General features: G+C 58.9%; 5 protein-coding genes. 1 reads left to right on the top strand and 4 read right to left on the bottom strand.

Annotated elements, in window-relative coordinates:
* Positions 1 to 281 precede the first annotated feature (281 nt).
* On the top strand, positions 282 to 1,901 hold the full coding sequence (gene guaA, locus G3N92_RS11410) for a glutamine-hydrolyzing GMP synthase (RefSeq protein WP_206127574.1): 1,620 nt from the start codon (positions 282 to 284) through the stop codon (positions 1,899 to 1,901).
* A gap of 227 nt (positions 1,902 to 2,128) precedes the next feature.
* On the opposite strand, the gene G3N92_RS11405 is transcribed toward guaA, so the two are convergent.
* From G3N92_RS11405 to G3N92_RS11390, 4 genes are all read right to left on the bottom strand, one after another.
* Positions 2,129 to 3,264, bottom strand: a protein-coding gene (locus G3N92_RS11405; protein ID WP_241014733.1) for an IS3 family transposase whose coding sequence is annotated in 2 segments (ribosomal slippage) — positions 2,129 to 3,006 and positions 3,006 to 3,264 — 1,137 coding nt in all. Because the reading frame shifts where the segments join, the coding sequence is not laid out codon by codon here.
* Positions 3,265 to 3,549: 285 nt separating this feature from the next.
* The gene (locus tag G3N92_RS11400; protein WP_241014732.1) at positions 3,550 to 5,811 is read right to left on the bottom strand and encodes a hypothetical protein; all 2,262 of its coding nucleotides are present in this window, start codon (positions 5,809 to 5,811) and stop codon (positions 3,550 to 3,552) included.
* The gene (locus tag G3N92_RS11395; RefSeq protein ID WP_206127573.1) at positions 5,780 to 9,982 is read right to left on the bottom strand and encodes a DEAD/DEAH box helicase family protein; all 4,203 of its coding nucleotides are present in this window, start codon (positions 9,980 to 9,982) and stop codon (positions 5,780 to 5,782) included. Before G3N92_RS11395 ends, G3N92_RS11400 begins: the two co-directional genes overlap by 32 nt.
* The gene (locus tag G3N92_RS11390; RefSeq protein ID WP_206127572.1) at positions 9,982 to 12,453 is read right to left on the bottom strand and encodes a hypothetical protein; all 2,472 of its coding nucleotides are present in this window, start codon (positions 12,451 to 12,453) and stop codon (positions 9,982 to 9,984) included. Before G3N92_RS11390 ends, G3N92_RS11395 begins: the two co-directional genes overlap by 1 nt.
* Positions 12,454 to 12,482 lie beyond the last annotated feature (29 nt).

Here is a 12,482-nt window from a genome sequence, read left to right as displayed (position 1 = left end):
GCCGCAGCCGGCCGCCACGCGCGTCGAGCCGGGCATTGGCGGCGCGCGGGCGGCATCGGCCATCGCGCCGTCGCCGTCGTATGCCGCGCCGTCGGCAGCCGGTTCCGCTGCCGATACGCCAGCCGATCGCAGCGCCCCCCCGAAGCCGCCGTTCCACGGTTGACCGGGCGCCATCCTCGCGTGGCGTTCGCCGGGCCTTGCGCCCGAATGGTTTCCGATTCAGATGCAGCGCCGCGTGCGCTGCTTTTCTTACCCGTTTGTTTATCTTCGCGTCCGCAGCCATGCACGACAAAATCCTGATCCTCGACTTCGGTTCGCAAGTCACCCAACTGATCGCGCGGCGCGTGCGTGAAGCGCACGTCTACTGCGAAATCCACCCGAACGACGTCACCGACGAATTCGTCCGCGCGTTCGCGCCGAAGGCCGTGATCCTGTCCGGCAGCCACGCCAGCACCTACGAAGATCACCAGCTGCGCGCGCCGCAGGCCGTGTGGGATCTCGGCGTGCCGGTGCTCGGCATCTGCTACGGCATGCAGACGATGGCCGTGCAGCTCGGCGGCAAGGTCGAATGGAGCGACCACCGCGAATTCGGTTACGCGGAAGTGCGCGCTCACGGCCACACGCGCCTGCTGAACGGCATCGAGGATTTCGCCACCGGCGAAGGCCACGGCATGCTGAAGGTGTGGATGAGCCACGGCGACAAGGTCGGCGAACTGCCGCCGGGCTTCAAGCTGATGGCGTCCACGCCGAGCTGCCCGATCGCGGCGATGGCCGACGAGGAGCGCGGTTACTACGCCGTGCAGTTCCACCCGGAAGTCACACACACCGTGAAGGGCCGCCAGATCCTCGAACGCTTCGTGCTCGAGATCGCCGGCGCGAAGCCCGACTGGGTGATGCGCGATCACATCGAGGAAGCCGTCAAGCTGATCCGCGAGCAGGTGGGCGACGAGGAAGTGATTCTGGGCCTGTCGGGCGGCGTGGATTCGAGCGTGGCCGCGGCGCTGATCCATCGCGCGATCGGCGACCAGCTGACCTGCGTGTTCGTCGACCACGGCCTGCTGCGCCTGAACGAAGGGCAGATGGTGCTCGACATGTTCCAGGGCCGCCTGCACGCGAAGGTCGTGCACGTGGATGCGTCGGATCAGTTCCTCGGCCATCTGGCCGGCGTGACCGATCCGGAAGCGAAGCGCAAGATCATCGGCCGCGAGTTCGTCGAGGTGTTCCAGGCCGAGGCGAAGAAGCTGTCGAACGCGAAGTGGCTGGCGCAGGGCACGATCTATCCGGACGTCGTCGAATCGGGCGGCACGAAGACGAAGAAGGCCACCACGATCAAGAGCCACCACAACGTCGGCGGCCTGCCGGAAACGCTCGGCCTGAAGCTGCTCGAGCCGCTGCGCGACCTGTTCAAGGACGAAGTGCGCGAATTGGGCGTGGCGCTCGGCCTGCCGCCCGAGATGGTCTATCGTCACCCGTTCCCGGGCCCGGGCCTCGGCGTGCGGATTCTCGGCGAAGTGAAGCGCGACTACGCGGATCTGCTGCGCCGCGCCGACGCGATCTTCATCGAGGAACTGCGCTCGACGATCGCCAGCGAGCAGGACGCGGCGGCCGGCATTTGCGACGCGTCGCAGGTCGGCAAGTCGTGGTACGACCTGACGAGCCAGGCGTTCGCGGTGTTCCTGCCGGTTAAGTCGGTCGGCGTGATGGGCGATGGCCGGACGTACGACTATGTGACGGCACTGCGTGCCGTGCAGACCACCGACTTCATGACGGCGCATTGGGCGCATCTGCCTTACGCGCTGCTGGGTCGTGTGTCGAACCGCATTATCAATGAGGTGCGGGGGATCAATCGGGTGGTGTATGACGTGTCGGGGAAGCCGCCGGCGACGATTGAGTGGGAATAAGCGGTAAAAAATTCTTAATAAAATCAATGACTTGCGATGATTGATATAAAGGTTTCTTTATTGATCGTTTCGTTGTAAGTCATTGATATAGAAGAAAATTTTTGAAGATTCCGGAGACGGCCGGGCCGTTGTGTGCCGCAAAATGACGGTATAGCGGACGGTATGCGCCGAATGCACGATTGCGACTTGTAGTGGTCAACCTCTTTTGGACACCGCGAAAGGGATTTTCAATCAGTCATTGTTTCGTAACGCACGGGCGGCAGGTTGTTAGCCGCCGAATGGATACGACGATAGTTGTAAAAGCCAGCGATGTAGCCGGTGATATCAAGTCTGGCGAGTTCATGACTGCCGTACTCCTGCTCACCGATCCATTCGCTCTTCAAGCTTCTGAAGAAGCGCTCGACCACTGCGTTGTTCCAGCAGTTGCCTTTGCGGCTCATGCTCTGAACGATTCCGTTTGCCTTCAGTTCATTCACGAATCGCTCGCTGGTGTACTGGCAACCCTGATCGGAGTGAAACATCAATCCCGCGCCAGGGCACCGGCTGCGGCGTGCCTGCTGTAACGCCCGGATGACCAGTTCGGTATCGGCCTGCGTGGCGAACGCCCATCCCACGATCCGCCGCGAGTGCAGATCCATCACGACGGCCAGATACGACCAGCCCTGACGGGTTCTGATGTAGGTGATGTCGCCCGCCCAGACGCGATCGGACTCTTCCGGTCCGAACCGGCGTTCGAGCAGATTGGGCGCAACGATCGCTTCGCCGTCGGCCTTGCGATACCGATGCGTGCGGCGTCGGATGACGGCCAGTTGCGCTTTGCGCATCAGCGTGCGCGCCCGGTAACGTCCGATCGCGTGACCCTGCTGGCGCAGCGCCAGCGCCATCCTGCGACTGCGGTAACTGCACCGGCTTTCCTGATGAAGCTGGCGCATGGCCTTGAGCAGTGCGGCAGGCGTACCTGTCTTGCGTGGGCGATGGGAAAACGCGTAGTAGCTGCTTCGCGCCACCCCCAGCAGCCGGCACATCAGACTGACCGGCCAGGCCTTCTTCAGCGAGTGGATCACTTCGAGGAGCGATCCATTTCCTTGACGAAGAAGGCCGTGGACTTTTTTAGTATCTCGCGCTCCCTTTCCAGCGCGATGACACGCGCTTCCAGTTCCCGGATGCGTCGCTGGTCGGCAATGACCTGGATCTCGTCGCGCGGTGGCTCAGCCTGCTGCGCACGCCATTGCGCGACCCACCGCCTGAGCGCTGTGTCGCCTACGCCCATCGCCTGGCAGGCTTTCGAAAACGAATAGCCTTGGGCGACCACCAGTTGCACCGCTTCGGCCTTGAACTGCTCGGTCAGGTTCCGTCTGCTCATCTCTCACCTCTGTTGGAGAATTATCCCCTTTAGAGGTGTCCACGATCATTGGACCACTACACTACTAACTGCGGTCCGGACTAAACGCGGGGGAATGTCAGTCGAGGAAATCCCCGTAACTGAATCAGGGATGTGGTGGATTGCAACAAATACTTCATACTCGCTTAGATTACGGTAGTTGTTGTTCCTGCATGGAGGTAGATCCCGGATCAAGCCCTCATCGCGCTGGTAGGTCAAGGAGCGACCCGCCACCTCAAGCCGGGTGGTGGTCGCCCACGGTGCTCATCAAGTCACACCGTTGACGGAATTTACGACGTCGAGAAAACCAGTGATCCGCTGCCCTTTGTGCGTTGCATCTTCACGTGGTGGCGGGCCGCCTTTCAGCACGGCACGAGAAAGAAGCTGATTTTGTGCGATGCACGATGTCTCGGGGATCATGATACAGTCCGGGCAGGCACCTCCTGCCGTGTCGCAGAGCCGTCCGGAGTTGCAGCGATGCGTAGAAGCGTTGAGCAAGCGGGAGAGGAAACGATTGTTCTGGTTGCGCCAGAGTGACGACAAATTTCCCAGGTCCATTGTCGTGCCATTCCTATAGACCACGAATGCCAAGTCCAATGGGAAGATGTACTCGCCCATTGAGCCCAGGTCGAGTCCGGAAAGTTCGGCCACGTTCTTCATGATCACGTGCGCGTAGGTGTGCAAGAGCGTGTACACATAGCGATAGGTCGACGCGTCACCCTCCTTAAGAAGAGCGAAGTAGCGGCCGAACGGGTGCGCCGTCTCCAGCACCTTGCCACCGAGCTTTACAGTCGCACGCTCATCCCAGACTGGCAAATCCAGTACGCCGACGGCCTGAAGCCACTGATACACCACTACTGGGTTAAGCCTCACATACAGCGCCTCGTTCGCTTGCGTTACGACGTAGATCGGTCGCTTCCCATTGCGCAGCGGGTCGAACAGCCTTAAGCGGACGGGGACGTTTTGGTTACGCTTGTTAAGTGTCGGTATCGCCGATACACGCGTATATCCATGGGTGAAGCGGCACAGGTCGAACTCGCGAATCAGGCCGAGATCGGCCATGCCGAGCTTATTCATCAGTACCTGCGTCTCGGCTTCCTGGGTAGCCTTCGTGGTCGCATCCTTCGGAGCAAGATCCTTGTCGAGATGATTGAATCGCACGAACTTCGCGCGACTGCCATCGCGGGGGGCCAACAGTTTTCCTCTGCTTAGTGCTTCATGCTCGACTGCGAGGACAAATGGGTCGAAACGGCTGGTGTATTCACTACGCGACGCAAGTTGCGCGTTGACAGTCGGAGGGAGGTCGATGCTTGACCGCACGAGCGGAGAGTCGCCGGCGGTCCATCTCGTCACAAGCTTCTTAAGCTCGCTTTCTGCCATCTCCTGAATTTTCGCGTCTCCCCCTTTGCGGGCCATGTTCAACATGCTTGACCAATTCTCATACGACTGCCACTCGCTCTCTTGGCCTGCCGCCAACAATGCTGATTTCATGTCATCCGCAGTGAGTTCTTCGCCCCCGAATCGGAACTGGGTGCCAATAAAAGCAGCGAGGTCTGCCTGGCGTTGCGGTTCGAGCATCATGAGGAGCTGATGCTCCGACTCTGGGAATAGGACAAATTGCTCCGACTGCGCGTAGTAAGCTGATGACGCTCGATACGAGATGGCCTCCATACGGCGTTCACCCACGCGCGTGCTGGCTCTGTCTCGGAAGATTTCGGTAGTGAATGGATCGTTCTGGCGCCACTCGTTTGACCCTTTGTGACCGCAAGTTGGATTGGCGCAGTAGAAGTGCCATTGGCCGATGCGTGGCGAGTCGGTATTGAGCTTGAAGGAGCGCCCCCCGCAGACCTTGCAATCCTCGCCGTTGAGCCTAAGGGCGTTATTCCGGTCATCCCACTCCCAACGGCCGGGAGTGACTGGCATCCATTCACCAGACCAGTGAACGAAAATGACGTCTACTTGGCGCCATTGACACGGCCCGTTGGTGTCGGGGTCAGCACATTGCGTATTTCTCAGTTGGCGCACGTTGGCTGCCAATTCGTGGGCCGATTCGAAGCGCCTGAACAGGCGGCACTTGTTACATACGAAAGTTAGCGGCGCGGGCGCGTATCCCATCCTAAGCGGGCTCAAAAATGCCAGACGGTCTGCGCCCATTGGAACGACGGAGGACCCGCGCAGAAGCGGTTCGTCAAGACACTGGCGCGGGTCGATCTGACGCTCATCCGTGCCGACGGCATACGCTCGAGCAAACCAGCTCTGCCAGATTTCCTGCAGTCTCAGGACGATCTGCGCTTTGGTTGCAGGCTGAATGGGGGCGTCGTCTACGGTGGCCGAGAGGTCCGGAACGGAAATGCACGCTCCCAATCCACCTTCGAAGGTAAAGAACGCTCCTGGCGCATACGCGGAGCCGAGTTGTCCTCGCGAACGCACCATAGTCGGCGCGCTGAGCGTCTTTTCTTCGTCTTCGCTCTGGAGGAAGTCTCTACGGTTTGTCATGTCAGTCCCCGGTGAGTGCGTTGTCAGCACCATCGTTATTGCCTACGCCATGACGAACGAGATCCATCACCAATTGAATTTCGCCCGGTAACTGCTTATGGCCGCTGGCGTCACGGGTTGATGCTTGGATAACACCTCCAAGGTCTACGTCACGCAACGACGTCATTGGTTTCAGCATCAAATCGGTCTGGCCTTTGAAGTAACCGTCCATCGTCCCGCTGCCCCAAAGCGCGCTGCTCCACGCGTCGACGATGAGATTGCGCGCTTGTTTGTCAACTAGGCCGCGGTAGTGCTCTTCGCCTTCCGGAGCGAAGTTTTCGCGTAGCCCGACCGCTAGTTCAATGAACTTGTCAATCTCTCTTATGAACCCATCTCCCCGAGAGTTGAATTCCCGTCGAACGTTGGGAATGAAGCTGAAGTCGGACACCTTGCCTTTCTCAGACTCCGGCAATCGAAATAGCTCAACGCTGGGCACCACGCCTAACAAATAGGCCTGAAACAGGCTAGGGAATACGCGCTCGACCGCGCGTTCCGCCCAGCGGTCAATTGCAGCTGGCTGAACCATACGCTCAAGGAAACGATGGAAAATATCGAACACATGCACAATGTGCCGGTCGCGACGCCGTTGCGGCGTTGGCACCAATACCACGAAGCCGATGTGTGTGCGACCTACGCGGGACGATGCCTGGATGTATTCGGCAATGTCTGATGGCATACCAGCGAAAAACATCGAGTTGAACTCGTCAACGTCGACGCCGTGCGAGATAGCGGATGTAGCAATGACTGAACGCAACTGCTCCCTCAGCAGTGGCAGCGGTTCGTCCGGGGCAACGCGGCGTTGCGCGGTATCCACGACGTTCTGTATTTCGCCTTGCTCCACCGAACCGGTGATGAGTCGGGTGTCCAAGCCTCCCAAGTCAATGCCTTCATTGAGGTGACGCTTTCGCGTCTCTTCTGCCTCGGCCGCCATGATTTGGTCGCCACCCTTCTTGTTGGTGACATAGGTCAGCGCGATACGATGAAGATCGATGAGTGTGGCAAGTTCCGACGCGCTCGCGGCGACCAGGGCCTGCGCGTGCAAGCCCTGAAGTGGCCCTTGGGAGAGGTGATCGACCAGCATCTGGAGTCCGGCCTGGAACTCCTGCTGGATACCGCTCGTCAGGCTGTCGAATAGACGCGTGATTGTGAGGTGAAAGCCAGACAGCACTGCGACGCTGGTCGAGGTGTGCGGCTTACCGTTGGTCATGAAAGCCGTGTACACGCGGGCCTGTTTGCTGGCCACTTCTACATCCTGGTAGGCCCGGCGCTGAACCTCGTCTGCCTCCGCCGGCTCGGAGTAGAAGGACTTGTAAAGCGACGGACCGGGCTCTGGAAACTGGGTAGCAGGAATCGACCGTTGATACAGGTGTTCGAGTTGTCTTTCCGGCTCGGCGACCGTCGCGGAGGCAGCGATAACCTTCGAACGGCGCCTGTGGCCTTGGTCGTCTACAGTTACCAAGCTCCCGAGTGGCGTCGCCAAGTACGCGAATACGGCATCTAATGCCGATTCGAACAGCCCAGCAAACGTGCCAAGCGACTCGTCCAGCAAATGTGCCTCGTCCTGAATGATGAGGCTCGGGAATGGGTCATGGAACACGCGCTTACCAGAAGGGTAGGCGGGGTAGACTCCCTCCATGCCCTTTGCTGCGGGCCCTGTGGCAAGCTCGCGGTTGTCAACGGGCACATACAGTCGCCCATTGACCGGATTGATCCATGGCGCTACGCCGAACATCCCGTAGATGCGCCTGATCGTGCGGCCTGAGTGGCCGATGAGCGCCAGCTTGTCCACTGTGCCAAGGAGGACCGACGGCGCGAGGTCGTAGATGTCTTCATCTACAATGTAGAAGGGCATAGCCCTCCATTGGCCCTCGTTGGAGTCACAGTGAACATCTGTGCAGACGTGGCCGAGCGTCTGGTCTCCATGGTCAACAAATAGCCGAAGTGCAGTTTCACCCCCACAAAAGGGACATTTGGGCAATTTGCGCCATGCACGCATCGCTGCCGAATACTTAGAGTCTTTCTCCCGGAGGGCTAGCTCGTTGTCCAGAGTGGGTGGGCTAGCGGATACGGTCGGGATACTCTTGACCCCCTTGGCACTATGCCGATTCGGCGAACCACCGCTACCGACCCAAAAGCCAATGGATAGTGGATCTCCTTCGTACCCGCGGTGACGGCGTACAAGTTCGCCTTGCGCCAGTACGCGCGCGCATCGCTGCGCCTGTTGGATTGTCAGAAGCCGCAGCGGGTAGCGAATGAGTGCCGTAATGCCGCGTTTCTTCCTTCGAAGGCGATCAAACATGAGGTTGAAGGCCAGAAGTCCGAAGAACGCTTCGGATTTTCCACCGCCGGTCGCGAAGTACAGCAGCGTGACGGCGTCGTCTCTGCGCTTGTCGTAGAAGTGTGCGAATTCAGGAATACGTGAAGCCAACGCGGGGATGTTTGCGATGACAAAGGCCAACTGGAAAAGGCGCCACTCACTATCGTCCCTTTTGAATCGGATCTTCATGAAGTTGGCCATTGACTCATTCATGGCGAGCCACGCTTCGTAGACGATCGCTTGCGGGTCGGTCTGCGGCCCGCGCTTGTGCCAAGCTGCGCGAGACTCCTGAAGACACCTTAAGCCGGTTGCTACTGCATCCATCTCTGAAGCCCATTTCTGCTGGTCTAGACGAAATGCCTCTTGTTCGCGTGCGATACCGTCCGTGTCGGATGATTCAAGCCCTTCCGCAGGATTCACATGCGCGGGAAGTCCGTCAAGCCACTGTTGCATGGCCGGCACGAGCGGCGTCAGACCGTCTAGGCCGTCCGGCTCAGCAAGCGCGCGCACTCCACGTTGAACGCCATTCGCACTAGTCGGGATTATGCGTGGTTGGGTGTAACGGGGCGTCCAAGTCGTCCGCAACAAGCGATTTTCGGCATCGGATTCCTCTTGGACGACACCGCAGTTGTGCCCCATTGCGGGATAGGTGAGGTACTTGTTATATCGATAGGAAGGGTCGACGCGCTCCAGTTTGAGCGGGTGATGAAGCGCTATCGGAACGCGTGCTTGAAAAGACACAAGGAAGGCGGCTTCCTCAGTCTCGTCGATATGCTGCTGCGGCATGGGGCTGACGTTCTCAAGCGCGAGAAAAAAGCTACGCTTGGAAGGATCGAGCCAGTCAGTGTGCAACTCCAAGTCCCAGTTCAACTGGATCTGCGGCAAAGCGATGCGCAGCTGTGACCTGCGCACAAGCCCGAGGAAGTCCGACCACTTCGTGTACTGGCTAGCAGGTATCGTCAATTGATGACGATACCCCCATGCCTTTCCGCCGTTGTCTGGGTCGTCACTTTGGGCCCAATCGAGGAGACGCTTTGCCACGGCGCCATTCATCAGCGCTGCGTGCGTATCAATATCGAAAAGAAGTGCCTCGGTGGGCTTCGCGGTATCGAGCTCCAGTGCAGGGAGTTCGACGTCAAGTCTCATCCACTTGTGTGGGACTGTGAGTGGCTCGAAGTGATCGTCCCGAATTGGCAGTGCCTCTCCAGCAGTGACGCCAACCGCTTCGCGGTTGGTTTCACCCGGCGAATCAGTCTCGTCGAGTTGTGTCTCTTCCGGATCAACCTCGTTCGGCGGAAAATCAGACGTCAGGAGGTGTCTCGGGATCCCCTTTGCAGCATAGATCCCATCGACAATCCTTTCGCGAATAGCCGTCCATTCCGGATGCTTCCATCTTGATGTGTATGCGCCTTTGACCTTCTCCCATTCTTCGTCCAGCTTTCTGTTGCGCTCCGCCTGGATCTCTGCAACCACCTCCTGACGCATCATGAAAACGGGCCTGCAGTTTGGTCGCTTGAGGTCGTCCTCTCGCGGCAGCGTTCGCACGTAGACCGAAAGTCGAGGCTGCACGGTTATCACTGAGGGGGTGGCCGCATTGAGCTGCATTTGCATGCCGTGGGACGATATCCAGATGGGCGAAGTTACTTCGTCGTCGCCCGTCGGGCTGCGCTGTGGCAACAGAAAGCCAGAGTTCAAAAGCGCCCTCGGACGGGCGCCGAAAATATATTGACCGGTTTTCCCCTGGCCACTGAGTTGTGCGTAAGTCAGGTTCAGGATACTGTCGACGACTGCCTCCTTGAGAGTCGACGGAATACCGTTGGGGTCAGCGCGAAGAACGGACTGGCTCATTACAACGACTCCTTTAGGGGACCGGCGTATTCGACTGTGAACAGATTGTCGCGAGCTTCATCAAACAGTTGCGTCAGCGTCCGACGCTTGATGTTCGAGTTGGCCATGGCAGACTCAGGCTGCAATAGCATGTATTCGTAGATATCCGAGACATGGCGGCCATCCAGTCGACGCGAGTTGCGTACTGCCAAAATGACCCGCTGCCACTGGTATGCAGCTTCAAGCGGCGAGAACCCTAGGACTTGGGCAAAGGCCTTGAACGTTGGCTCGCGCAGCGGCGCCTGTGGACGGAGTTCGTCGAAAGGAGTGTCAGGCGAACGGCCAAGGTCAATCCACTGACGCATCGCTTGAGGGCCAGGTAGGTCCTTTTCCTGGTTCGGATCGAGCTGAAGGATTTTTTCGCGTATCGCACGTACCTTCTCGGAAAGCGTGATCTGGGTAAATCGCTGCGCAAGATGGATTTGGACCTGTTCATGATAGCTGCGCAAGGCAGCTTCGAACGTCTTGTCTTGTTGAATGGGCAGGCCCGCGTCGCGTAGCACTTGCTCGACCATTTCGCGTAGCTCGGTCGACATGACAAACATCCTGTCGCCGATTTCGAGTGAACGAACCCGGCACGCCCTGAATCCAGCGTCGGACGCATACTGCGAAACAGGGTCGTATACGTACACCTCTGCTGTGTCTCTGCGGTACTGCACGCTGCCGTTGTCGAACCGGATGACCCACGAGTCCTGAGGTATCTCGTGGTCCTTAGCCACAGCATCCGACGACAACTCGACCCGGAAAGTGGGGAGGGCGTAGCTCCCGGTGGATAGCACCGAGGCGTCTTTGGGCACGTCCTTCAATTGGCGCAGGATGGATTCCATCCTCGGCTTGTAGGATTTGAATTCCGGCATGCGCTCGACGATGGAATTGAGTGTAGCGCGGAGGAACTGACTCGCTCGTTGAGTTAGCAACACGGTCGAATGCGCGGGGACGCGATCGTCGGTTAGCAGCACACGCAAGCTATCCTCATCGAGCCCCGCGAAGACCAGACTGGAGGATTGCAGCGCATCAAGATGTTCCTCGAGATGTGCAGCTGACACTAGATGCACACGTTCCTGGAAGGTGTTATATGCAAGCCCACCCGGGTATTGTCCGTATTCGACGAGGAATCGCTCTGCTAGGGATCGATAGAGCGCTCCGGTAAACACCACGGTTACGTTTCGCTTCTTGCCGGCTGCCGCGTGCGCGATGATGCTGGCAAGCTTGTGAGCAAACGGTGTTGCCTCGAAGTAGTTAGTGAACAGCTTTGAGCCGCGGTCCAGGCACTCCATGACGCTGGTCCGTTTGTCACCCAGCCCGCCACTGCGGTCAAACTCGTGAACCGCCCCGAGATGGGCGGGCCAGTCGAATGCGGCTCGTGTCCTGCTCGATATTTCCGGAGCAGCGAGATATTCCGACATGTGTCGAACTCCGCAAGGGAGCGCCGCGAGACGAGACAGGAATGATGCGGCTTGAACGAGTGAGTCTGCAGCTATCTTGCCGGCAGGACTGGCGTTGGCGATCCGAGCAAGCTTGCTAGCAACTTTTGCGACATCCATGTCTACGACGTGGACGTCAAACTCGCGTGGAACGGGATGCAACGTTTCTTGACCTCCGGCCGGCAGCAGTCCATCCCCATCGACGCTACTTGGAACCCCCGAAATCCTGTACTCGTGAGGTGTGTTCCACCGCCGTTCGGGCTCACGCTTGAGGTTCTGCTCCCATAGGTCATCTTTTAGCCTGAACGCGACGTACGGATCGTCTGTAACGACAATGACTCCAGGCGGCTTGTCGCGAAAGATTTCCTCCAGCATAAGGGAGAATCGGACGAGGCGGCCCTTCCAGCCCGACCCTTCGAGGCGTATCGCTCGGGTGGCCTGCACGAGGACAACCTCTGGCGCCCCGAGTTTGGCGAGTGCCCTGCAGGCCTGCCGAAGCTCGCTCTCAGACATGCGGCCGTCCAACGCGAAGAGGGCATCCGGCGCTGACGCGGGTGCACCGATAACGGCGCAGTTCGTTCCCAGGGCTCTGGCATGGGCTCGTCTTATGAGCTTCGCTCGGATGAGACCAAGAAGGCGGGAGTCACACGACCCCCAACCACTGAATCCAGGAGTCGCGAGGAAATGTGGCAGCAGTTCTCCTATGGTCGGATTGAACATCTCTCCCGGAATCTGGGGAAGGCTGCGATCTGACAAGGAGAAGAAGAAGGGGTCCTTGTCCGGCATATGCCTGGTGATTGTCGCGTCGGAATTGCCCTCGAACAGGTCGTTGGCGATGCGGAGAATGCTGGGCCGGTCGAAATGTATGTGATTGAGCCTATGGAAGGCGTTCGTTTTCACCGGAAAGAGCAACCCTCGCACGCCTTGTTTGTCCCCTTCGTGCCACCTGGCCAGCGTGCCAAGCGCGTGGACAAGTGTCAGGGTCTTTAGCGATGCCGGCCACACCATGGCGAGGTGGCGAGAGCGATGTTGTGCTG

The sequence above is a fragment of the Burkholderia sp. Ac-20379 genome (genome assembly GCF_017104645.1).
Classification (GTDB): Bacteria; Pseudomonadota; Gammaproteobacteria; order Burkholderiales; family Burkholderiaceae; genus Burkholderia.
The sequence above is the reverse complement of the archived record's forward strand: the minus strand, read 5'-3'. Positions and strand labels throughout refer to the sequence as shown.

Bases quoted from the DNA above. Each gene is read 5' to 3' on its own strand.
- G3N92_RS11400 (WP_241014732.1), bottom strand. From the start codon at position 5,811: ATGGTGCTGACAACGCACTCACCGGGGACTGACATGACAAACCGTAGA.
- guaA (WP_206127574.1), top strand. From the start codon at position 282: ATGCACGACAAAATCCTGATCCTCGACTTCGGTTCGCAAGTCACCCAA.
- G3N92_RS11390 (WP_206127572.1), bottom strand. From the start codon at position 12,453: ATGGTGTGGCCGGCATCGCTAAAGACCCTGACACTTGTCCACGCGCTT.
- G3N92_RS11395 (WP_206127573.1), bottom strand. From the start codon at position 9,982: ATGAGCCAGTCCGTTCTTCGCGCTGACCCCAACGGTATTCCGTCGACT.